Source organism: Ensifer adhaerens, assembly GCF_002940685.1.
Lineage (GTDB): Bacteria > Pseudomonadota > Alphaproteobacteria > Rhizobiales > Rhizobiaceae > Ensifer > Ensifer adhaerens_E.
Genome location: NZ_PNFP01000005.1, coordinates 228,414 through 249,446, shown reverse-complemented (window position 1 = coordinate 249,446; position 21,033 = coordinate 228,414). Strand labels below are relative to the sequence as shown.

At 62.8% G+C, this 21,033-nt stretch carries 19 protein-coding genes and 1 tRNA gene; 11 read left to right on the top strand and 9 right to left on the bottom strand.

The window, feature by feature from the left end; genetic code table 11:
* Positions 1 to 2 precede the first annotated feature (2 nt).
* Positions 3 to 476, bottom strand: a complete 474-nt coding sequence (locus C1A35_RS12220; RefSeq protein WP_104664581.1) for a MarR family winged helix-turn-helix transcriptional regulator — start codon at positions 474 to 476, stop codon at positions 3 to 5.
* 96 nt (positions 477 to 572) lie between these two features.
* Here C1A35_RS12220 and C1A35_RS12215 point away from each other — a divergent pair, with 96 nt between their 5' ends.
* Together C1A35_RS12215 and C1A35_RS12210 are read left to right on the top strand one after the other, a co-directional pair.
* Positions 573 to 980, top strand: a complete 408-nt coding sequence (locus tag C1A35_RS12215; RefSeq protein ID WP_104664580.1) for a GFA family protein — start codon at positions 573 to 575, stop codon at positions 978 to 980.
* A gap of 143 nt (positions 981 to 1,123) precedes the next feature.
* The gene (locus C1A35_RS12210; RefSeq protein ID WP_104664579.1) at positions 1,124 to 1,528 is read left to right on the top strand and encodes a GFA family protein; all 405 of its coding nucleotides are present in this window, start codon (positions 1,124 to 1,126) and stop codon (positions 1,526 to 1,528) included.
* Between the two features lie 18 nt (positions 1,529 to 1,546).
* Here the strand turns inward: C1A35_RS12210 and C1A35_RS12205 are convergent, their stop codons facing one another.
* The gene (locus tag C1A35_RS12205; RefSeq protein ID WP_104664578.1) at positions 1,547 to 1,975 is read right to left on the bottom strand and encodes a lipocalin-like domain-containing protein; all 429 of its coding nucleotides are present in this window, start codon (positions 1,973 to 1,975) and stop codon (positions 1,547 to 1,549) included.
* A gap of 159 nt (positions 1,976 to 2,134) precedes the next feature.
* Positions 2,135 to 3,973: a dihydroxy-acid dehydratase gene (ilvD, locus tag C1A35_RS12200; RefSeq protein ID WP_104664577.1), complete on the bottom strand. Its 1,839-nt coding sequence runs from the start codon at positions 3,971 to 3,973 to the stop codon at positions 2,135 to 2,137.
* 303 nt (positions 3,974 to 4,276) lie between these two features.
* On the opposite strand from ilvD, the gene C1A35_RS12195 reads away from it, so the two are divergent.
* From C1A35_RS12195 to C1A35_RS12180, 4 genes are all read left to right on the top strand, one after another.
* Complete coding sequence (locus C1A35_RS12195; protein ID WP_104664576.1) at positions 4,277 to 4,765, top strand: hypothetical protein; 489 nt, start codon at positions 4,277 to 4,279, stop codon at positions 4,763 to 4,765.
* Between the two features lie 12 nt (positions 4,766 to 4,777).
* The gene (dapA, locus tag C1A35_RS12190) at positions 4,778 to 5,716 is read left to right on the top strand and encodes a 4-hydroxy-tetrahydrodipicolinate synthase (RefSeq protein WP_104664575.1); all 939 of its coding nucleotides are present in this window, start codon (positions 4,778 to 4,780) and stop codon (positions 5,714 to 5,716) included.
* 77 nt (positions 5,717 to 5,793) lie between these two features.
* Complete coding sequence (locus C1A35_RS12185) at positions 5,794 to 5,988, top strand: hypothetical protein (protein ID WP_158665055.1); 195 nt, start codon at positions 5,794 to 5,796, stop codon at positions 5,986 to 5,988.
* A 32-nt stretch (positions 5,989 to 6,020) separates the two neighbouring features.
* A complete protein-coding gene (locus tag C1A35_RS12180) occupies positions 6,021 to 6,296 on the top strand; it encodes a hypothetical protein (RefSeq protein ID WP_104664573.1) in 276 nt (91 codons plus the stop codon).
* A gap of 90 nt (positions 6,297 to 6,386) precedes the next feature.
* Here C1A35_RS12180 and C1A35_RS12175 read toward each other — a convergent pair whose 3' ends face one another.
* From C1A35_RS12175 to cpdR1, 3 genes are all read right to left on the bottom strand, one after another.
* Positions 6,387 to 7,079, bottom strand: a complete 693-nt coding sequence (locus C1A35_RS12175; RefSeq protein WP_104664572.1) for an alpha/beta fold hydrolase — start codon at positions 7,077 to 7,079, stop codon at positions 6,387 to 6,389.
* Between the two features lie 579 nt (positions 7,080 to 7,658).
* Positions 7,659 to 7,733: transfer RNA gene (locus tag C1A35_RS12170), tRNA-Val, on the bottom strand.
* Between the two features lie 260 nt (positions 7,734 to 7,993).
* Positions 7,994 to 8,359, bottom strand: a complete 366-nt coding sequence (gene cpdR1 / locus C1A35_RS12165; RefSeq protein ID WP_034786813.1) for a response regulator CpdR1 — start codon at positions 8,357 to 8,359, stop codon at positions 7,994 to 7,996.
* Between the two features lie 200 nt (positions 8,360 to 8,559).
* Between cpdR1 and C1A35_RS12160 the strand changes: the two genes are divergently transcribed.
* Together C1A35_RS12160 and hisN are read left to right on the top strand one after the other, a co-directional pair.
* A complete protein-coding gene (locus C1A35_RS12160) occupies positions 8,560 to 9,441 on the top strand; it encodes an N-formylglutamate amidohydrolase (RefSeq protein WP_104664571.1) in 882 nt (293 codons plus the stop codon).
* 480 nt (positions 9,442 to 9,921) lie between these two features.
* On the top strand, positions 9,922 to 10,695 hold the full coding sequence (gene hisN, locus C1A35_RS12155; RefSeq protein WP_104664570.1) for a histidinol-phosphatase: 774 nt from the start codon (positions 9,922 to 9,924) through the stop codon (positions 10,693 to 10,695).
* A 71-nt stretch (positions 10,696 to 10,766) separates the two neighbouring features.
* On the opposite strand, the gene C1A35_RS12150 is transcribed toward hisN, so the two are convergent.
* Entirely contained in the window at positions 10,767 to 11,732 is a 966-nt protein-coding gene (locus C1A35_RS12150) for an alpha/beta fold hydrolase (protein WP_104664569.1), read from the bottom strand.
* 387 nt (positions 11,733 to 12,119) lie between these two features.
* Here C1A35_RS12150 and C1A35_RS12145 point away from each other — a divergent pair, with 387 nt between their 5' ends.
* The gene (locus tag C1A35_RS12145) at positions 12,120 to 12,581 is read left to right on the top strand and encodes an Hsp20 family protein (RefSeq protein ID WP_104664568.1); all 462 of its coding nucleotides are present in this window, start codon (positions 12,120 to 12,122) and stop codon (positions 12,579 to 12,581) included.
* An 84-nt stretch (positions 12,582 to 12,665) separates the two neighbouring features.
* Here C1A35_RS12145 and C1A35_RS12140 read toward each other — a convergent pair whose 3' ends face one another.
* Positions 12,666 to 13,658, bottom strand: a complete 993-nt coding sequence (locus tag C1A35_RS12140) for a bile acid:sodium symporter family protein (protein ID WP_104664567.1) — start codon at positions 13,656 to 13,658, stop codon at positions 12,666 to 12,668.
* A gap of 96 nt (positions 13,659 to 13,754) precedes the next feature.
* On the opposite strand from C1A35_RS12140, the gene C1A35_RS12135 reads away from it, so the two are divergent.
* Positions 13,755 to 14,612, top strand: coding sequence for a LysR family transcriptional regulator (locus tag C1A35_RS12135; RefSeq protein ID WP_104664566.1), 858 nt, complete (start codon positions 13,755 to 13,757; stop codon positions 14,610 to 14,612).
* A gap of 72 nt (positions 14,613 to 14,684) precedes the next feature.
* Here the strand turns inward: C1A35_RS12135 and C1A35_RS12130 are convergent, their stop codons facing one another.
* Positions 14,685 to 15,731, bottom strand: a complete 1,047-nt coding sequence (locus C1A35_RS12130; protein ID WP_104664565.1) for a threonine aldolase family protein — start codon at positions 15,729 to 15,731, stop codon at positions 14,685 to 14,687.
* Positions 15,732 to 16,285: 554 nt separating this feature from the next.
* Between C1A35_RS12130 and gltB the strand changes: the two genes are divergently transcribed.
* Positions 16,286 to 21,010, top strand: a complete 4,725-nt coding sequence (gene gltB / locus C1A35_RS12125; protein WP_104664564.1) for a glutamate synthase large subunit — start codon at positions 16,286 to 16,288, stop codon at positions 21,008 to 21,010.
* Positions 21,011 to 21,033 lie beyond the last annotated feature (23 nt).

The following is a 21,033-nucleotide window of genomic DNA, read 5'->3' as shown; positions in this document are numbered from 1 at the left end:
GGTCAGTCCTCCGGCGCCTCTGGCGATGGGCGCTCCTTGAGCACCTCGATCACCTCCGCGATCAGGGCGGAGGCCTGCCGCAGCCGTCTTTCGCCCAGCGCCCCGCCAAGGCTGTCCGCCCAGCTCGCCTGCCGCTCCTTGATTTCGTGCAGCGCCGTTTCGCCGGTCGCAGTCAGGACCATGAGCTTTGCTCTCTGGTGGGTCGGGTTGTCCCTGTAGGCGATCAGGCCTTCCGCCTCCAGCAGATCGGCAATGCGCTGCACGCCCTGGCGCGCAAGGCCGAGTGCGCGGGCGGCATCGGCAACCGACATCGGGGCGTGGTTTGCCGCGGCGAGCACCTGCCAGCGGGCGCTCGTCTGTCCGGAAGGCTTGGCGAGCGCGTCGCCCGCCTGCGTCAGCGGGCCGGCAAGCCGCAGAACGGATATGGCAAACTCCGCAAAGGCGTCGCCGGCGGGCGTCCGGTCAGGGTCTTTCATATTGACAGCACCACCTTTGTGTGGATGTTCTATATGACATCATGTTGTCATTTAGAGTTCGTTTGAGCAAGTCATTTCAGCAAGGGAGAAGAGAGCATGGCGAGAAGGACTTACACGGGCGGCTGCCATTGCGGCAAGGTGCGATACGAGGCGACGTTCGATCTTGATGACGGGACGACAAGATGCAACTGCTCGTTCTGTGCCAAGGCCCGCTACTGGGGTGCGCAGGTTCGGCCGGAGGATTTTCGCCTCCTGTCGACGGAGGACCAGGTTGGGCTCTATCAGTTCGGCGCCAAGGTCGGCCATCATCGCTTCTGCCCGACCTGCGGCGTCGTTTCCTATAGCCATGGATACGTCGAGGAACTCGGCGGCGCCTATTGCAGCATCAATGTCGCGACCCTCGACGATGTCGATCCGTCCGTCCTCGCCGCGGTGTCGGTGCAATATCTTGATGGCCGCAACGACCGGTGGGATGAAACCCCCGCCGCGTTTCGTCATCTCTGACCGGCACATCGGGATCTTGCTTTTATTTGACAATATGTTGTCAATGTGGCACATGCACTGCATGGGCTTCATCTGGCAGCACATTGTCAACCGGGTGACGGCGATATGGGCCTGGCTGGCCCCGAAAAGCAGGAGCGACGGCTATGAAACTGACCTACAAAGGAAGCTGCCATTGCGGAAACATCCGCTATGAGGCCGATATCGACCTCGATGCCGGCACCGGAAAATGCAACTGCTCGATCTGCTGGAAACGGCGCTATTGGGGAGCGATCGTGAAGCCCGATTCCTTCCGGCTGCAGTGCGACGAGGCCGACATCGCCGACTACCAGTTCGGCAGCAACAGCGTGCACCACCGCTTCTGCAGGACCTGCGGCGTCGCCGCCTTCGGTCACGGCTATATCGAGGAAATCGGGGGCGCCTATTATTCGGTCAACGTCGCCTGTCTCGACGACCTCGACCCGGCGGTTCTGGCCGAGGCGCCGGTGCAATACATGGACGGACGCAACAACAACTGGTTCCACGCACCGGCGGAGACGCGCCACCTCTAAAACCCATAGCTAAGCTGGTTACATCTTGCGAAACTCGAGGTGGTAGATGACCTCCTCGCCGGTTGCCGGGTCCACGCCCGGCGCACCGTAGATCACCAACTTGTCTCCTTGCAGGACAAAGGGGCGGATCAGATCGGAGACGCCCCAGGCCGGGTTCCAGCTTGCCTCGACATGATGGATGATCCGGCCGTCCTTGAGCGAATAGGAGCCGGAATAGGCGAGCATGGAATCAAACAGTGCCGCCTTTTCGTCGTGAGAGGGTACGAGTCCTTTGAGCGGCGGCCGATCGCGTTTCACCACCACGGCTGTCATACGGCCGTCCGGAAAATACGAGAGATAGCCGATGGGGTCAGGGCCCATGGCATCGGTGACCTCGCCAGTGGCGACGACCTCGCGCGTCCAGGAAAGCATCTTCCAGGTGCCGAGCAATCCAGACTCGTCCGCCATGATCCACCTGTGTGATTTTAGGGTAATCTAAAATAACAGATGGTTCCTGTCCGGCAAAGCCGGACCTATCCTTAGGACGGGATCAAAGAAAAGGGCCCCCGACGCGCGGGAGCCCTTCGTTGTTTCTGCGCCGCTCGGGCGCTGCCAGAACGTAGCTGGTCAGTGCTCGCCGAGGTCACGCACCGCGCCGCGGTCGGCGGAGGTGGCGAAGGCGGCATAGGCCTTCAGCGCCGTCGTCACCTTGCGCTTGCGCTGTTCGGTCGGCTTCCAGCCCTTGGCGTCCTGCTCGGCGCGGCGGCGGCTAAGCTCCGCCTCGTCGACGCGCAGGCTGATGGTGCGGTTCGGAATGTCGATGTCGATCATGTCGCCTTCGCGCACGAGGCCGATCGTGCCGCCGTTTGCCGCTTCCGGTGAAACGTGGCCGATCGAAAGACCCGAGGTGCCGCCGGAGAAGCGGCCGTCGGTGATCAGCGCGCAGGCCTTGCCGAGACCCTTCGATTTCAGGTAGCTCGTCGGATAGAGCATTTCCTGCATGCCCGGGCCGCCCTTCGGGCCTTCGTAGCGGATGACCACGACGTCGCCGGCCTTGATCTCGTTGCCGAGGATCGCCTTGACCGACGCATCCTGGCTTTCAAAGACGCGGGCCGGGCCCGAGAACTTCAGGATGCTCTCATCGACGCCGGCGGTCTTCACGATGCAGCCGTCGATGGCGATGTTGCCCTTGAGAACCGCAAGGCCGCCATCCTTGGAGAAGGGATGCTCGACCGAGCGGATGACGCCCTTTTCACGGTCGGTGTCGAGTTCGTCCCAGCGGGCTTCCTGGCTGAAGGCGACCTGGGTCGGGATGCCGCCCGGTGCTGCGCGGAAGAAGGTGCGAACCGTCTCGCTCGACGTGCGGGTGATGTCCCAGCGGTCGATGGCCTCGCCGATCGTGGCGCTGTGAACCGTCGGGCAATCGCGGTTGATGAGGCCGCCCTTTTCGAGTTCGCCGAGGATCGACATGATGCCGCCGGCGCGGTGCACGTCTTCCATGTGCACGTCGCTCTTGGCCGGCGCCACCTTCGACAGGCAGGGCACCTTGCGCGACAGTCGGTCGATGTCGGCCATGGTGAAATCGACTTCGCCCTCGTGGGCGGCGGCGAGAATGTGCAGCACGGTATTGGTCGAGCCGCCCATGGCGATATCGAGCGCCATGGCGTTCTCGAACGCCTGCTTCGAGGCGACGCTACGCGGCAGCACGCTTTCGTCTTCCTGCTCGTAGTAGCGGCGGGCAATGTCGACGACCAGGTGGCCGGCTTCGACGAACAGGCGCTTGCGGTCGGCGTGGGTGGCGAGCGTCGAGCCGTTGCCGGGCAGCGACAGGCCGAGCGCTTCGGTCAGACAGTTCATCGAGTTGGCGGTGAACATGCCGGAGCAGGAACCGCAGGTCGGGCAGGCGGAGCGCTCGATGACCTTGACGTCTTCGTCCGACACGTTGTCGTCGGCGGCAGCGACCATGGCGTCAACGAGATCAAGCGCGTGCGTCTTGCCGTGCAGAACGACCTTGCCGGCTTCCATCGGGCCGCCGGAAACGAAGACGGCGGGGATGTTGAGGCGAAGTGCCGCCATCAGCATGCCGGGGGTGATCTTGTCGCAGTTGGAGATGCAGACCATGGCGTCGGCGCAATGGGCATTGACCATGTACTCGACGCTATCGGCGATGATTTCGCGCGACGGCAGCGAATAAAGCATGCCGTCGTGACCCATGGCGATACCGTCGTCGACGGCGATCGTGTTGAATTCCTTGGCGACACCGCCGGCAGCCTCGATCTCGCGGGCCACGAGCTGGCCGAGATCCTTCAAGTGCACGTGGCCGGGCACGAACTGGGTGAACGAGTTTACCACCGCAATAATCGGCTTGCCAAAATCGCTGTCCTTCATGCCCGTCGCGCGCCAGAGGCCGCGGGCACCGGCCATGTTGCGGCCGTGGGTGGTGGTACGTGAGCGATAGGCAGGCATGGCATGTTCCTTCACGGACAAGGGGTATTGCTCGGGAAATGGCGATCCCGGATCGCCACCGAAGGGGCTAACTAGCGCAAAATTGCGTGCACGTCATCTTTCGCGTCAGATTATTTCGACGCCGCGCGCCTGCATTTTGTGCGGTTTTCGTCTCTTTCGGCGCCAATCTAACGGCGCGGCGGCACCTTGCACAGCGGCAATCCGGGAGCTTTACGGAAATCTTATGCCGGGCAACTGAAGTCGGAATCGAATCCGGACGCCGGGCGGCGGTAGCTTCTCACCCATCGAATACGGATGAGTGTCATGTCTTTGCACGATTTCAGCCTTTCCGTTCATACCCTCGGCGGCCCGTCCAGTTCGGCAGCGCACGAGCCGCTTGATGGTGACGAGCGTGCCTACGATGCGCTGGATGCCTTGCTCCTGCGGCTGACGGCGGTTCGCCGCCTGCGTGAGCACCATGTCTGGGAGGCGGTGCGGGTGATCGCCGAACTGCCGGATATCGCGCCCGGCGAATGGCCGTCGCGTCGCTTCCGTGACCTGATGGCTGCCGATGCGTTGGTCGATGCCGTCATCCACCTGACGTCCGCAACCGAGGCGAAGCTGTGCCTTCGAACGCTCAGCCACGAGTTCGGGCTGTGGACCTGCGCACTGCGCTACCAGCCGCCAGGAGCAGGCCGCATCACCTTCAAAGCGCGGCACGCCGATCTGGCGGCGGCGATCCTTGGCGCGTTCCTGCGCTCCTGCCGTGGCCACCGGCTTGCCGCTGCGCGCTGCGGCCGTCTTCCCACCTGAAGGACACTTTCCATGAACAAGAATTTGCTGCGCCTCGACGGGGCGATCACGGCGCTCGTCACGCCGTTTCGCGACGGCAAGGTCGATGTCGTCGGCCTGATGTCGCTGGTCGAATGGCAGATCCGCCATGGTATCTCCGGCCTCGTTGCCTGCGGCACGACCGGCGAAGCGCCGACGCTGTCGCGGGCGGAACGCGCCCTGGTGATCGAACGCTGCGTCGAGGTGGCGGAGCGGAAGATCCCGATCATCGCCGGAACCGGCACCAACAGCACCGCGACGACGATCGAACTGACGGCAGAAGCCAAGGCGCTTGGGGCCGATGCGGCGCTCGTCGTTACGCCCTACTACAGCAAGCCGTCGCAGGAGGGGCTCTATCGCCACTTCGAGGCGGTCGCCGGGGCGGTGGACCTTCCCATCATCGTCTACAACGTTCCGTCGCGCGTCGGCGTCGATCTGGCGCCGCGGACACTCGAGCGGCTGGCGGCGCTTCCGGGCATTGTCGGCATCAAGGATGCAACCGGCGACATCGGCCGTTTCCTCTCTTCTCCGGCGGCGGTGAAAACCGGGCTCCGCCAGCTCTCGGGTCATGACCAGACGGCGCTGCCGTTCAATCTCTGTGGTGGCCACGGCAGCATATCGGTGGCGTCGAATGTGGTTCCGCGGCTGATGGTGTCGATGCATCAGGCGATTGCGACCGGCAATGTGGCGGCGGCGATCGCCATCCACGAACGGCTGCGGCCGTTGTTTGTGGCGCTGGAGCGCGAGACCAATCCGGCACCGATCAAATACGCGCTGCACCTGGTGCGTGCGCTGAGCCCGGATGTTCGGCTGCCATTGACGGGTGTTGCGCCCGAAACGGCTGCCGAGATCCGCGCAGCGCTCGAACCGCTCACCGAAATCAGGGGCGAAAGCCTGATCGGCCGCAGCGTGCGTATCTCGCTCGCGAGCTGAACGGGCGGCGGCCTGCACCTACCTTCCGGCCCTGAACAGGCCTGGCCGGATTTTTCCCTGAACACCAAAGGAGACAGATGATGTCACGCCTTCCTCACCTTGCCGCCCAGGCCGAACTGCGCCGTCGGGCACAAACTGGCGAGCATGCCGAAAGCCATCGTGGCAGCGAGACGGCTGTTCGCGACGCCTTTCTCGGTATCGGTATTCGGCTCGGGATCGTGCTCGGTCTTGCCTACGGCATCCAGGCCGCCATTCCGTGGATCGCCGGCTAACCCCTTCCGATCATCAACAGGAACCATTCCACATGGGCAGTATGCAGCAGATCCGCCGCGGTTTTCTTGCGCGCGCACGTTTCGTCGTCGGTCGCGACCGGCACGGTTGGTGGGTCGTGTCCGATCGCAAGGGACTGGTCGGCGGTCTCTTTACCAACGAAAGCGCCGCGATCCACTTCGCCGTCGAGGCGAGCGACCGGCATCCGGAAGAGGTGTGCCGCGCGCCGGAAGGGGCAGCGATCGATCTCGATACGTTTTCACGCGGGCCACGATCCATGCGGCAGCGCCGTCGCGGCGCCTACGCCTGACGCCTCATCCCGGTTGAGGCTGAAGAAGGAAGTCCCGTCGGCTCGGCGCCGACGGGTTTTTTCTCGTCAGGATCCGGTGGTCTCGGACGTTCAGCCGAGTGAAGCGATCGCCTCGTCGATCAGCGTCACGATCTCCTTGGCATGCGACGCAAGCGAGGCGTGGCTGGCGTCGAGCGTGACGATCTTCTTCGCCTTGATGCGCTCGGCCATCCATTGCTCGGTTTCAGGCGGGATCATGTTGTCGTGGCGCGAGACCTGATACCAGCTCGGTTTCGTCTTCCAGGCCGGAGCGCCTGCCTTGTCTTCGAAGCAACGCCCGGCGATCGGCTTCTGGGCGACCGCCATCACCAGCGCCTCGGTCTCGCTCAGGTCCTGTCCGAAACTCTCACGGAACGTGTCCTGTGCAAGCCAGAGAAAGCCGTCCTGGTCAGGACGGATGCTGGCGGCCCCGGACGGCGGCTCGCGCCTTGCAAAGATGCTGCCGAGGCTGTCGCCTTCGTCCGGCGCGAAGGCTGCGACATAGACGAGGCCGACGACGTTGGCCGCATGACCGGCGCCGCTGATCACAGCACCACCATACGAGTGGCCGACGAGCAGGGTCGGACCCTCGAGCGATTCGGCAAGCTTGCGGGTGCGCTCGACGTCATCGGCAAGTGAGGTGAGCGGGTTCTGTACCGCTGCAATTCTGTATCCATTGGCATGCAGCGGCGGGATGACGTGACGCCAATGGGAGGCGTCGCCCCAGGCGCCGTGCACAAGCACGATGTTCTTGACTGCCGGCATGATCAGTTCCTTTCGCTCGAATGGAGAGGTGCTCGGTTCGGCATCTCACGCGCTCGTTGCGAGGCACGCGAGGAATGCTGCCCGTCGTCTGTCTGATGGGGTCCTCTGCTTTGCGCCGGGCGCGCGGCAAGGCGTTGAGATTGCAGATGCAAATTAGGGCGGGAAGGCGTGCCTTCCATGACGAAAGCCACAAATATTCGTGACAGCAAGGCCAACCCCACGCGTCCGTGGAGACCGGGCGACCAGGATAGCGGCGATGGCGACAGAATGAGGAGGAGGCGGGGTCCCAGAGCGGCGTATTGGGGCTACGGGGCATCGCTCTGGGACCGGTTGCACCCAGGAGGCGGGCTGTGCTTCCGGGCGCTTCGGCATCAAGTCACCGCGAAGCCGATTCGACAATGCGCCCCGGACCTTTGCCGGCCCCCGTCGGACCAAAGTCTGAGCGTCGGCTGTGGGCAACTTGGCGCGCAGCGTTTCGATCGACGCTCCTTCAAGCATGCTGTTCGGTTGCTGCAGCCAGAAAGAAATGAGGAAACGAAAAAGGCCTCTCGATTTCTCGAAAGGCCTTCTGAATTCGAATGGTGGGCGTGACAAGGATCGAACTTGTGACCCCTACGATGTCAACGTAGTGCTCTCCCGCTGAGCTACACGCCCATCCGATGTGGCGCATAGACCACAAAAGCCGTTGCCGCGTCAATAGGGTTTTCGAAGGTTTTTTGACAGAAATTTCGAGCCGATGATTTTCCTCATTGGACGGCGTCGATGAGACATCGGCAAAGCCCTGGATTTCCTGGGTTTGCGCTAAGGCATTGAAACGAAAAGACCGCCAGAGATCCCTTGTGGATCGCGGCGGTCGGTTCGAAGTCGCATTCCGTACAGTCGCGGAAGGGCGCGCCTGTGGAAAACTGTCGTGATCAGGCAGCAGCCAGCATCTTGTTGACCTCGTCGACGAGGTCGCGCAGGTGGAAGGGCTTGGACAGCACCTTGGCATCCTTCGGCGCCTTGCTGTCCGGGTTCAGCGCCACGGCGGCAAAGCCGGTGATGAACATGACCTTGAGGTCCGGATCGAGTTCGGTGGCGCGACGCGCCAGTTCGATGCCGTCCATCTCGGGCATGACGATGTCGGTCAGGAGAAGCGAGAAGGGCTCTTCGCGAAGCCGGTCGTAAGCGCTGGCGCCATTGTCATAGGACATGACCTTGTAGCCGGCCTTTTCCAGCGCCTTCACCAGGAATCGGCGCATATCGTTGTCGTCTTCGGCAAGAAGGATTTTCGCAGTCATGAATTGGGCCGTGCTTCTCTTTATTCAGTTCATTGCGCGTAGATTGCGGCGTTTTATCCAAACCGCAACGCGGTAAATATCTCGTGAACGGGGGACGTCAATTCCCCTGAATGCTGTGATTGGCCACTATGGACACAGAGCGGGCCAACTGGCAACATGATGACAATTGCAAGAACCGCATATGGTAAAAAAGGGTTCAGATGGGGGAAATCGCGGAGAGGGAACTGTTCGAGGTCCTGGAACCTCCAATCCAGCGCATTCCCTTTGTGTTCAATTCGCCGCATAGCGGCCGCTGCTATCCCCAGAGCTTCCTCGACCAGTCACGACTTGACGCGCTTTCTATACGCCGGTCGGAAGACCATTATGTCGACGAGCTGTTCCAGAACGCGACGTTCCTCGGCGCGCCGATGCTGCTCGCGCATTTCCCGCGCGCCTTTCTCGACGTCAACCGCGAACCCTACGAGCTCGACCCGCGCATGTTCGAGGGGCCGCTGCCGCCGCATGCCAACATCAGTTCGATGCGCGTCGCCGGCGGTCTCGGAACGATCCCGCGGCTCGTCGCCGAGAACATGGAAATCTATCGCCGGCGTTTTCCGGTCGAGGACGCGCTGACGCGGATCGAGACGATCTACAAGCCCTACCACGCGACCTTGCGCAAGCTGATCGCGCGCACCCATGTTCAGTTCGGTCTCTCGGTGCTGATCGATTGCCATTCGATGCCCGGAAACGTGCATCTGCCGGGCAGCGCCCAGCGCCCCGACTTCATCATCGGCGACCGCTATGGCACCAGTGCCGCCGGCGAGTTGTCGCGCGCCGCGGTCGATCTGCTGCAGCAACTCGGCTACAGCGTCGTGCGCAACAAGCCCTATGCGGGCGGTTTCATCACCGAGCACTACGGACGTCCGACGCGCGGGCTGCATGCGCTGCAGATCGAGATCAACCGGGCGCTCTATGTCGACGAGACGACGCTGGTGCGCAAGCCCGGTTTCGGTGCGCTGGTCGCTGACCTCACGACCTTCATCGGGTCCCTTGCACGCCATGTCGAAGACTATGGCGCTTACCTCCCGCTGGCTGCCGAGTAGCCTTTTCCCAGCGAATTCACGCGTGATGGCGTCCAGCAACATCCTGGAGGCGCTACGCATTCTTGTGTCGGGGAGCTTCAAAAAAAACCGCGCCAACGGCGCGGTCAAGTCTAGGGAGGAAACACCCAAGGAGGGTATTTACAGTCACAGGTGACTGTACCCAAACCTTAATATTGCACTGCACAATTGTCAAGTTGGAGCGCTGAAAACTTTTGCGCTGCGTCAAAAGATTTTCACGCGCAAATGCAGTCTGAACCGATTGAATCGGTCAATAGCGGCGTCCGGAGCCGGATGGCTAAAGCGCGCGGCGATCCTTCAGATTCGCTCCATGCGCTTTAAGTTCCTGATTTGTCGTACGTCGTTATCGCAAGACCGCTGCGCATTCTTGCGCGACATGCGCTCGTCGGACCTCGTTGCCTTTCGCCGAATATCGGCTATGCAGAACAAGCTCTTCCTTTGTTCCTTCCTTGAGAGATCGCCATGTTGCCCGACCGCGCCTTCTTCGATCGTCTTGCCGATGCCGCCAAGGCGGAAACCCTGCCGCGCTTCCGCATCGGCACCAGCGTCGTCAACAAGCTGGAAGGCGGCTTCGATCCGGTAACGGAAGCGGACCAGTCGGCGGAGGCGGCGATCCGGGCGCTGATCGAGGCGCATTTTCCGGACCATGGCATCCTTGGCGAAGAGCACGGCAATGTCGGTCTCGATCGCGAATATGTCTGGGTGATCGATCCGATCGACGGCACCCGCGCCTTCATCTCCGGCCTGCCGGTCTGGGGCACGCTGGTGGGCCTCTATCGCAACGGCGAAGCGGTCATGGGGTTGATGGATCAGCCGTTCACCGGCGAACGCTACTTTGCCGACGGCACGAAATCGATCTATCGCGGCCCCGGCGGCGAACAGGTGCTTTCGACCCGCGCCTGCCGATCGCTTGACGACGCGGTGCTTTTCACCACGTCGCCGCATCTCTATGCCGGCGATCTCAAGACCCGTTACGAGACGCTGCAAGGCAAGGTCCGGCTCTTCCGCTACGGCTGCGATTGCTACGCGTTCGCGCTTCTCGCCGCCGGTCACGTCGATCTGGTAATCGAATGCGGGCTGAAGCCTTACGATGTCGGCGGGCTCATCCCGCTGATCGAGCAGGCCGGCGGCATCGTCACGAACTGGCAGGGCGGCCCGGCGGAAATGGGCGGCGAGGTTATCGCTGCCGGCAACGCCGAACTGCACGCACAGGCGCTGGAAATCCTCAAGGGCTGATGCCTCCGGCGCAGTCGCGCGGCGGACGAAGAGGTCGATGACATCTAGGGATTGGCGAAGCGCCGCTTGCTTCAGGCTGCGGTGGTTTCGCGCGCGTCGCCTTCTTCGGGGATGACGAAGGCGAGGATCGCCGCCATGGCCTGGGCGCGATAGCGGTCGGCCTCGTGCAGCAACTCGTGGCGGGCGCCGTCGATGGGGATCATCTGCGCGGCGCGGAAGTTGCGCGCCAGCCACTCGACAGCAAGATGCGGCACCAGGCGATCGGCCGTCGGCGCCAGAATGATCGTCGGCAGGGTGATGCGCGTCAGATGTTCGCGACGAATGATCCGGCGCATGGCGCGGAATGCCTCGCTCAGCCAGCGCGCCGTTGGCGGGCCAAGCCTCAGTTCCGGATGAGCGTCGGTCAGCGCAATGTTGCGGGTATAGCGGCGGCGATCTGCCGTCAGCACGTTGTTTTCGAAGGGGCGGTTGCCCTTGTCGGGATGCGCCGGCAGCGCGCCGAGCCCAACCAGGCGCATGAGGGTGGCGACCGTCGCGATGCTCTTTTCGCCCAGCGCCTGACCGCCGAGGCCGACGAAGGGCGCCAGAACGACAAGCCGATCGATGCGGCTTGCGAGCATCGGCGCCAGGGATAGTGCCACCAGCGCGCCCATGGAATGGGCGACGATCGAGAAGGGCAGGCGCGTATCCGGCAGCACGATCTGTTCGAGGAAGGTGCTGAGGTCGCGTTCATAGTCGGAGAAGTGATCGACATAGCCGCGTCCGGCGTGCGGCAACAGCCGCTCGGAGCCCGCCTGGCCGCGCCAGTCGAAGGTTGCGACCCAGAGGCCGGCGGCCGTCAGGTCGGCAATCGTCTCGAAATATTTCTCGATCGATTCGTTACGGCCCTGCAGGAGCACGACGGTGCCGCGCGCCACCGGCAGTTTCGTCTTGAAGATCGCATAGCGGATCTTGCGGCCGCCGACGCCATCGAAAAAGCCAGCGACATGATTGTCCGGGATCGGATTGTCCGGTGTCGCGTGGAGGATCGAGGTCATGACGTCGTGGCGGCCAAGTGAGCGGGTTGATCGATAACATCAGGGATAGGCGGGAGGGTCTTCGCCGTCAAAGAAAAAAGCCGGAAACGGTGGGTGAAATCCGGACGATCACCGTTTCCGGCCGCTGAAGGGGAAGGGACATGTCACTTCAGCCTGGGCTTTGCGGCCCAGGATTTTGTTTTAGTCCCGCCCGGCTGAACGGCAGCCGAAGCCGGCGTTCATGTCGGGTTCACGGAAAAATCGTCGGCGGGGGCGTCTTGAAGTCGTCAAATCGCCTCCCCAAATCAGGGTCACGGGCGCCGAAGACGGGTCCGTTCACCGGTCCTGCCACTGCCAGAATGGGGTGGCCGACCAGACATCGCAAATCGTTGCTCCAAGGAGGACACCATGCGTCACTTCGATTTCTCTCCCCTTTACCGCTCCACCGTTGGCTTCGACCGCCTGTTCACCATGCTCGACAGCCTCGGCCAGCCGGGCGAAGCTCAGACCTATCCGCCCTACAACATCGAGCGCACCGGCGAGAACGCCTATCGCATCACCATGGCCGTTGCCGGCTTTGACGAGAGCGAGCTTTCGATCGAGGCCCGTGAGCACACGCTGACGGTCAAGGGCGAAAAGGCGGATGAAAAGGGTGAGGAAAGCCAGTTTCTCCATCGCGGCATTGCCAAGCGCGCCTTCGAGCGCCGCTTCCAGCTCGCCGATCACGTGGAGATCAAGTCCGCTTCGCTGAAGAACGGCCTGCTGCACATCGATCTTACCCGCGAGATTCCGGAAGCTGCCAAGCCCCGTCGGATCGAGATCGCGTCGGTCGCATCGCAGCCGAAGCAGATCGAGGCTCAGACCCTCTAAACATCACGCCCGAACAGGGCATGAAACAGACCTCCCACAAAGAACGGCGTCTTTCACGGGCGCCGTTTTTTGTTGTCGGATCAATCAGGGCTGGGCCGGTACCGGCACGGCGGAAGCCGCCGCTTTCCTTGCTGCATAACGCTGGGCGATCACCGCGCAGGCCATCAGCTGGATCTGGTGGAAGAGCATGACCGGCAGCACGATGGCGCCGATGTTCTGGCCGGCGAAGATAGCGCTCGCCATCGGAACGCCGCTCGCAAGGCTCTTCTTCGAGCCGCAGAAAGTGATGGCAATTTCATCGGCCTTGTCGAAACCGAGCAGGCGACTGCCGTACATGGTGACGGCGAGCACGATAGCCAGCATGACGATTTCGATGACGACGAGCACGCCGAGATCGGTCAGAGAAAACGTCTGCCACAGGCCGGAGGTGACCGCCTGGCTGAAGGCGAGGTAGACGACCATCAGGATCGAGCCGCGATCGACCGGCGCCAACAGTCCCTTGCGGGCGCGGATCCAGTTGCCGATCAAAGGCTGCAGCATCTGGCCGATGACGAAGGGGGCAAGCAGCTGCAACAGAATCTGCTTGACCGCATCGAGCGTGACGGTGCCATGGCCGCCGGCGGAAAATAGCAACCCGACGAGCAGCGGCGTCAGGAACATCCCGAAAATGTTGGAGGCCGACGCCGAGCAGATCGCCGCCGGCACATTGCCACCGGCCATGGAGGTGAAGGCGATCGACGACTGCACTGTCGAGGGCAGCACGCAGAGAAACAGAATGCCGGTATAGAGCGACTGCGGCAGGATCGATTCCGGCAAGAAGCCGATCGCAAGGCCGATCAGCGGGAAGAGCACGAAGGTCGAGGCAAGGATCGTCAGGTGCAAGCGCCAATGCAGGATGCCTGATATCACCACGTCGCGCGACAGGCGCGCGCCGTGAAGGAAGAAGACCATGCCGACAGCCACCTTCGTCGCCAATCCGAACCATTCGGTTGCCTCGCCATGGATCGGCAGTACGGAAGCGAGCAGCACCGTCGCCAGAAGCAGGATCGTGAAGGTATCGGGAAGGTAGCGGCGCATGTCGGGTCACTGGCTCGTCAATCAAACGTCTTGCCGGGATCGCTCATTGTGAAGCAGGATGCAAGGAATAACAGTTATCATGAAATGAGATGAGCCATGTTGGATCTCGTGCAGTTGCGCAGTTTCGTCGCCCTCGAACAGATGGGCAGCTTCACGCTTGCGGCGGAAAAGCTTTCGCTCGGGCAATCGACGGTCAGCCAGCATATTCAAAGGCTTGAGGCCTCGCTCGGGCGCATACTCGTCGACCGCGACACCCACCGCGTTTCGCTGACCGCGGACGGGCAGGCGCTGCTTGCCCATGCGCGCTCGATGCTGGCGATCGATGGCGAGGTCAGGGCGCTGTTTGCCGAAAGCAGCCTCAGAGGTCGCCTGAGGCTCGGGGTTTCCGAGGATTTCGTCATGAGCCGGCTGCCGGCTGTGCTCGAAGATTTCGTGCGTGCCCATCCGTCGGTCGATCTGGAACTCACCGTCGCGCTCAGCGGCGTGCTCTACCAGATGCAGGACAACGGCGAGATCGACCTGGTGCTCGCCAAGCGCAGGCTCGGCGACGTGAGGGGAGAGCTCGTCTATCGCGAACCGCTGGTCTGGCTCGCCCGCGATCCCGAAAGGATCAAGCGCGACAAGGTGCTGCCGCTGATCGCCTTTCCACCGCCGAGCATCACCCGCAGCGTTGCGCTCGAGGTGCTCGACCGGCACCGCCTGCCGTGGCGTATCGTCTGCACCTGCGGCAGCCTCAGCGGCCTGACGGCGGCTGCCCGCGCCGGCATGGGCGTGCTGGTGCAGCCGCGCAGCATGGTGCCCGCTGGGCTGAAGGAAATCCCGGCCGGCTGGCTGCCGCCGCTCGAAGACGTGGAATTCGTGCTGGTGCCGAGCAAGGGCGTCGACCGAAAGCTGAGTGCGGCGCTTTCGGTCGAGATCCTCGCCAACTTAGGGACTCTGCAAGGACAGGGCTGAGCGGCCACGGCTGGCGCAGCCGTGGCTTGACCGGGAGCCGCTGGCGGGGAAAATGCGCCTTGCCGGTAGAGGTCAGCAGCCGGCAACGAATTGGTCGACGTCGTCAACCTTCGTCGCAAAACTGGTGACCAGGCGATAGAGACCTTCGTTGTCCGCGAGCTTGCCGTCGAGGTCGTGCGGCACCGGCCAGTCGTAGAAGACGGCACCCTGTTGCCGAAGCTTTGCGGTCACGTCCTTCTTCAGAATGGCGAAGACCTCGTTGGCGTCGGCCTGCCAGGCAAGCCGGCTCGTCTTCGATGCGGCGATCCCTTCGGCCAGGCGCGCTGCCATGGCGTTGGCGTGGCGGGCGAGGTTCAGCCAAAGATCACCGGCAAAGTAAGCGTCGAACTGGGCAGAGACGAAGCGCGACTTGGAGAAGAGCTGGGCTCCACGCTTGCGCAGGAAATGCATCTCATGCGCCTTCGAGAGATCGAAAAGCACGAGCGCCTCGGCGCACCAGCAGCCGTTCTTCGTGCCGCCGAAGGAGACGAGATCGACGCCGCGTTTCCAGGTCATTTCTGCCGGCGTCGCGCCCAGGCTGACGAGCGCATTGGCGAAGCGGGCGCCGTCCATGTGCAGCGGCAGCTTGTGTCCCTTGGCCACGGCCGCGATCGCCTCGATTTCGGCGAGCGAATAGACCGTGCCGCTTTCCGTCGCCTGGGTCAGCGATACCGCCGCCGGCTGGCCGCCGTGGACATTGTCGAGCGGGTAGCGGCGGATTTCGGCTTCGAGCCGTACCGCGTCCATCTTGCCGCGGGGACCGTCGACGGGCTTCAGCCTGGAGCCGTGCGAGAAGAATTCCGGTGCGCCGCATTCGTCGGCGATCACGTGGGCCTCGCGGTGGCAGAAGGCGACGCCACCGGCGCGATGGGCGCTCGCAAGCGCCAGCGAATTGGCCGCGGTGCCTGTGCCGACGAAGAAGACGGCGACGTCCCTTTCGAAAATTTCCGCGAACTTCTTTTCCACCTTCCGGTCAAGCTCGCTGGTGCCATAGGCGGACGCATAACCGCCAGCATGCGCCATCAGGCTTTCGGCAATCGCGGGATGGGCGCCAGCCCAGTTATCAGACGAAAAAATCATCACTTCTCACCCTGTTTCACCGTCATTTCGACGGCTTTTGCCGACCTTAGCCGAGTTTATAGCCGGATCAATCACGGTCAGCGGCCTCAGGGCCAACCGGAGACCAGTTTGAAACCAAAAGGAAGAAAACGCCCGCAAGCCGTAATTAAATTATAAAAGCCGGAAATTTCCGGCAATGTTCGGCAAAATCTTCTCTATTATTTGCTGATATGCCTCTTGCGGAGGGGGGTGGTTTCTGGCATAGAGCACATGAAATAGGACAGGTTTGCTGTCCTATTTCGGTCTAGGGACCGGAACAATCGCCGCGAGTGCCTAAAAAAATGGCACCGGGCGTGCGCAGCGGGGGGATTCGCCGGATTTCATCCGGTTGTTATCGCCCGCCGTCAGGATGGTCGCAGACATCAATGCCTGATGATGCCGTGCTTATTTGCGACCTGATCAGGATCATGAGACGATGAGTGCCCCGGCTTTTTGGCGTGCCTTTGCACGCAACGAAGAGTCATGCGCGGGCGGTGCCATGCCCGGCGGTGCCGGGTTCAACAGGAGGGAAAACGATGACGGATCATTCGCCATCACAGCAATCTGGGCTCAACCTCGCACACGGCGTTGCGACGGCTGAAAAAACGCCCGCATTCCCGACTGGCCTGCCGCGAAAACAGGGGCTCTACGATCCGCGCAACGAACATGACGCCTGCGGCGTCGGCTTCGTCGCCCATATGAAGGGCCAGAAGTCGCACCAGATCGTGCGCGACGGCCTCTTCATGCTCGAAAACCTGACGCACCGCGGTGCCGTCGGCGCCGACCCGCTGATGGGCGACGGTGCGGGCATCCTCGTGCAGATTCCCGACCGTTTCTTCCGCGAGGAGATGGCCAAGCAAGGCATCACCCTGCCGAAGGCCGGCGAGTATGCCGTCGGTCACATCTTCATGCCGCAGGACGATGCGCTGGTCGAACACTTCAAGCAGGTGATCAAGGACGTCGTTGCCGAAGAAGGCCAGGTGCTGATCGGCTACCGCGACGTGCCGGTCGACAATTCCTCGCTGTCGAAGGCGCCGGAAATCGCTGCAACCGAGCCGCGCCATGTGCAGATCTTCGTCGGTGCCGGTCGCGATGCCGCCACGAATCCGGAGTTCGAGCGCCGTCTCTTTACTCTGCGCAAGGTGATCTCCAACCGCATCTATGACGAATACAAGGGCGAGGAGAGCAACTTCTACCCCGTGTCGCTGTCGTCCTCGACGATCGTCTACAAGGGCATGTTCCTCGCCTATCAGGTCGGCGCATACTACAAGGACCTGTCCGATCCGCGGTTCGAAAGTGCGGTGGCGCTCGTTCACCAGCGCTTCTCGACCAACACCTTCCCGTCGTGGAAGCTCGCGCACCCTTACCGGATGGTGGCGCATAACGGCGAAATCAACACGCTGCGCGGCAACGTCAACTGGATGGCGGCGCGCCAGGCGTCGGTGTCTTCGCCGCTCTTCGGCGAGGATATCTCCAAGCTCTGGCCGATCTCTTACGAAGGCCAGTCGGACACCGCCTGTTTCGACAACGCGCTCGAATTCCTGGTCCAGGGCGGCTATTCGCTGTCGCATGCGGTCATGATGCTGATCCCGGAGGCCTGGGCTGGCAACCAGCTGATGTCGCCGGAGCGCAAGGCGTTCTACGAATACCATGCAGCACTGATGGAGCCGTGGGACGGACCGGCCGCCGTTGCCTTTACCGACGGTCGCCAGATCGGCGCGACGCTCGACCGCAACGGTCTGCGTCCGGCCCGCTATATCGTCACCTCAGACGATCGCGTCATCCTCGCGTCGGAAGCCGGCGTGCTTCCGGTCGATGAGGACAAGATCGTCAAGAAGTGGCGCCTGCAGCCGGGCAAGATGCTCTTGATCGACATGGAGCAGGGCCGCATCATTTCCGACGAGGAGGTGAAGTCCTCGCTCGCGCAAAAGCACCCCTACAGCAAGTGGCTCGAAGACACCCAGCTGATCCTTGAAGAGCTGAAGCCGGTGGAGCCGCGCGCACTTCGTCGCGATGTGTCGCTGATCGACCGCCAGCAGGCCTTCGGCTACACGCTTGAAGACACCAAGATCCTGATGTCGCCGATGGCGACGACCGGCCAGGAAGCGATCGGCTCGATGGGCACCGACACGCCGATTTCGGCGATGTCGGACAAGCGCAAGCTGCTCTACACCTATTTCAAGCAGAACTTCGCGCAGGTCACCAACCCGCCGATCGACCCGATCCGCGAAGAGCTGGTGATGAGCCTCGTCTCCTTCATCGGTCCGCGCCCGAACATCCTCGACCACGAAGGCATGGCGCATGCCAAGCGGCTCGAGGTGCGCCAACCGATTCTCACCAATGGCGATCTCGAAAAGATCCGCTCCATCGGTCACACCGAGGATCGCTTCGACACCAAGACGCTCGACTTCACCTATGACATTTCGCGCGGTGCCGAAGGCATGCCGGAAATGCTCGACCGCCTCTGCGAGCGCGCGGAAGCGGCGGTGAAGGGCGGCTACAACATCATCGTGCTTTCGGACCGTCAGGTCGGCCCGGACCGTGTGGCTATTCCCGCGCTGCTCGCAACCGCCGCCGTGCACCACCACCTGATCCGCAAGGGCCTGCGCACTTCGGTCGGTATCGTGCTCGAATCCGGCGAACCGCGCGAAGTGCACCACTTCTGCCTGCTCGCTGGCTATGGCGCCGAGGCGATCAATCCCTATCTCGCCTTCGACACGCTGACCGACATGCACAAGCGCGGCGACTTCCCCAAGGAAGTCGACGGCAGCGAGGTGGTCTACCGCTACATCAAGGCCGTCGGTAAGGGCATCCTGAAGGTCATGTCCAAGATGGGCATCTCGACCTACCAGTCCTATTGCGGCGCGCAGATCTTCGACGCGGTCGGCCTGTCCTCGAAGCTCGTCGACCAGTTCTTCTTCGGCACGGCAACGACGATCGAGGGTATCGGCCTCGAAGAGATCGCCGACGAAACCGTCGCCCGTCACAAGGCAGCCTTCGGTGCCGACCCGGTTCTTGCCAACACGCTCGATATCGGCGGCGAGTATGCCTACCGCATGCGCGGCGAAAGCCACGCCTGGACGCCGGACGCGATCGCCTCGCTGCAGCATGCCGTGCGCGGCAACGCTGAGGATCGCTACCGCGAATTCGCCGAGATGGTGAACAACTCGGCGCTGCGCATGAACACCATCCGTGGTCTCTTCACGGTGAAAGGCGCCGAGGCTCTCGGCCGCAAGCCGATCTCGGTCGACGAGGTCGAACCGGCTGCCGATATCGTCAAGCGCTTTTCGACCGGTGCCATGTCCTTCGGTTCGATCAGCCGCGAGGCGCACACGACGCTGGCCATCGCCATGAACCGGATCGGCGGCAAATCGAACACCGGCGAGGGCGGCGAGGAAAGCGACCGCTACCTGCCGCTGCCGGATGGCTCTGTTAACCCCGAGCGCTCGGCGATCAAGCAGATCGCGTCCGGCCGCTTCGGCGTGACCACGGAGTACCTGGTCAATGCAGACATGCTGCAGATCAAGGTGGCGCAAGGCGCCAAGCCCGGCGAAGGCGGCCAGCTGCCCGGCCACAAGGTCGATGCGACGGTTGCCAAGACCCGCCACTCGACGCCCGGTGTCGGCCTGATCTCGCCGCCGCCGCACCACGACATCTATTCGATCGAAGACCTGGCGCAGCTGATCTACGATCTGAAGAACGTCAATCCGGAAGCGGACGTCTCGGTCAAGCTCGTCTCGGAAGTCGGCGTCGGAACGGTTGCCGCCGGCGTTGCCAAGGCGCGTGCCGACCACATCACCGTTGCCGGCTTCGACGGCGGCACCGGCGCCTCGCCGCTGACCTCGCTGAAGCACGCCGGCAGCCCATGGGAAATCGGCCTGGCCGAGACCCAGCAGACGCTGGTGCTGAACGGTCTGCGTTCGCGCGTCGCCCTTCAGGTCGACGGTGGCCTGAAGACCGGCCGCGACGTCATCATCGGGGCGCTGCTCGGTGCCGACGAGTTCGGCTTCGCCACCGCACCGTTGATCGCCGCCGGCTGCATCATGATGCGCAAGTGCCACCTCAACACCTGTCCCGTCGGTGTCGCCACCCAGGATCCGGTGCTGCGCAAGCGCTTCAAGGGCACGGCCGAGCACGTGATCAACTATTTCTTCTTCGTCGCCGAAGAAGTGCGCGAGATCCTGGCGTCGCTCGGCGTCAAGAAGCTCGACGAGATCATCGGCGCGTCCGAGCTGCTCGAAAAGGACGGTGCGCTTGCGCACTGGAAGGCGAACGGCCTCGACTTCTCGAAGATCTTCCACAAGGTGGAAGCAAAGAAGGAAGAGACCTACTGGACCACGCGCCAGAAGCACCCGATCGACGACATTCTCGATCGCAAGCTGATCAAGGAAGCAGCCACAGCCCTTGAGACCAAGGCTCCGGTGAAGATCGAAGCCGAGATCAAGAACGTCGACCGCTCGGCGGGTGCGATGCTTGCCGGTGCGCTTGCCAAGCGCTGGGGCCACAAGGGCCTGAAGGACGACACCATCCACGTGACCCTCAAGGGCACGGCGGGACAGTCCTTCGGCGCGTTTCTCGCCCGCGGCATCACCTTCGACCTCGTGGGTGACGGCAACGACTATGTCGGCAAGGGTCTCTCGGGCGGACGCATCATCGTCCGGCCGCCGGAAAACGCGACGATCGTTCCTGAGCAATCGATCATCGTCGGCAACACCGTGCTCTACGGTGCGATTTCGGGCGAGTGCTACTTCAACGGCGTCGCCGGCGAGCGCTTCGCCGTACGCAACTCCGGCGCAGTGGCGGTCGTCGAGGGCGTGGGTGACCACGGCTGCGAATACATGACCGGCGGTGTCGTCGTCGTGCTCGGCGGAACGGGCCGCAACTTCGCGGCCGGCATGTCGGGCGGTGTCGCCTATGTGCTCGACGAGGAGGGCGATTTCGCCCGTCGCTGCAACATGGCGATGGTCGAGCTGCAGCCGGTTCCGGAAGAGGACGATATGCTGGAGAAGCTGCACCATCACGGCGGCGACATCATGCACAAGGGCATGGTGGATGTCTCCGGCGACATGACGCGCCACGACGAGGAGCGGCTCTACCAGCTCATCTCCAATCACCTTCACCATACGGGTTCGCCCCGGGCGAAGGAGATCCTCGATCACTGGACGGATTACCGGCCGAAATTCCGCAAGGTCATGCCGGTCGAATACCGCCGTGCGCTCGAGGATATGGAACGCATGAAAATGGCAGAGGCGGCCGAATAGGAGGCCCCGGTGACCAAGGCTCC

Excerpts from the sequence above, each read along its gene's own strand:
- C1A35_RS12185 (WP_158665055.1), top strand. The coding sequence starts at position 5,794 with ATGATGTCACGCCTTCCTCACCTTGCCGCCCAGGCCGAACTGCGCCGT.
- ilvD (WP_104664577.1), bottom strand. The coding sequence starts at position 3,973 with ATGCCTGCCTATCGCTCACGTACCACCACCCACGGCCGCAACATGGCC.
- dapA (WP_104664575.1), top strand. The coding sequence starts at position 4,778 with ATGAACAAGAATTTGCTGCGCCTCGACGGGGCGATCACGGCGCTCGTC.
- cpdR1 (WP_034786813.1), bottom strand. The coding sequence starts at position 8,359 with ATGACTGCGAAAATCCTTCTTGCCGAAGACGACAACGATATGCGCCGA.
- hisN (WP_104664570.1), top strand. The coding sequence starts at position 9,922 with ATGTTGCCCGACCGCGCCTTCTTCGATCGTCTTGCCGATGCCGCCAAG.
- C1A35_RS12195 (WP_104664576.1), top strand. The coding sequence starts at position 4,277 with ATGTCTTTGCACGATTTCAGCCTTTCCGTTCATACCCTCGGCGGCCCG.
- C1A35_RS12220 (WP_104664581.1), bottom strand. The coding sequence starts at position 476 with ATGAAAGACCCTGACCGGACGCCCGCCGGCGACGCCTTTGCGGAGTTT.
- C1A35_RS12160 (WP_104664571.1), top strand. The coding sequence starts at position 8,560 with ATGGGGGAAATCGCGGAGAGGGAACTGTTCGAGGTCCTGGAACCTCCA.
- C1A35_RS12180 (WP_104664573.1), top strand. The coding sequence starts at position 6,021 with ATGGGCAGTATGCAGCAGATCCGCCGCGGTTTTCTTGCGCGCGCACGT.
- C1A35_RS12140 (WP_104664567.1), bottom strand. The coding sequence starts at position 13,658 with ATGCGCCGCTACCTTCCCGATACCTTCACGATCCTGCTTCTGGCGACG.
- gltB (WP_104664564.1), top strand. The coding sequence starts at position 16,286 with ATGACGGATCATTCGCCATCACAGCAATCTGGGCTCAACCTCGCACAC.
- C1A35_RS12130 (WP_104664565.1), bottom strand. The coding sequence starts at position 15,731 with ATGATTTTTTCGTCTGATAACTGGGCTGGCGCCCATCCCGCGATTGCC.
- C1A35_RS12135 (WP_104664566.1), top strand. The coding sequence starts at position 13,755 with ATGTTGGATCTCGTGCAGTTGCGCAGTTTCGTCGCCCTCGAACAGATG.
- C1A35_RS12205 (WP_104664578.1), bottom strand. The coding sequence starts at position 1,975 with ATGGCGGACGAGTCTGGATTGCTCGGCACCTGGAAGATGCTTTCCTGG.
- C1A35_RS12215 (WP_104664580.1), top strand. The coding sequence starts at position 573 with ATGGCGAGAAGGACTTACACGGGCGGCTGCCATTGCGGCAAGGTGCGA.
- C1A35_RS12210 (WP_104664579.1), top strand. The coding sequence starts at position 1,124 with ATGAAACTGACCTACAAAGGAAGCTGCCATTGCGGAAACATCCGCTAT.
- C1A35_RS12150 (WP_104664569.1), bottom strand. The coding sequence starts at position 11,732 with ATGACCTCGATCCTCCACGCGACACCGGACAATCCGATCCCGGACAAT.
- C1A35_RS12175 (WP_104664572.1), bottom strand. The coding sequence starts at position 7,079 with ATGCCGGCAGTCAAGAACATCGTGCTTGTGCACGGCGCCTGGGGCGAC.
- C1A35_RS12145 (WP_104664568.1), top strand. The coding sequence starts at position 12,120 with ATGCGTCACTTCGATTTCTCTCCCCTTTACCGCTCCACCGTTGGCTTC.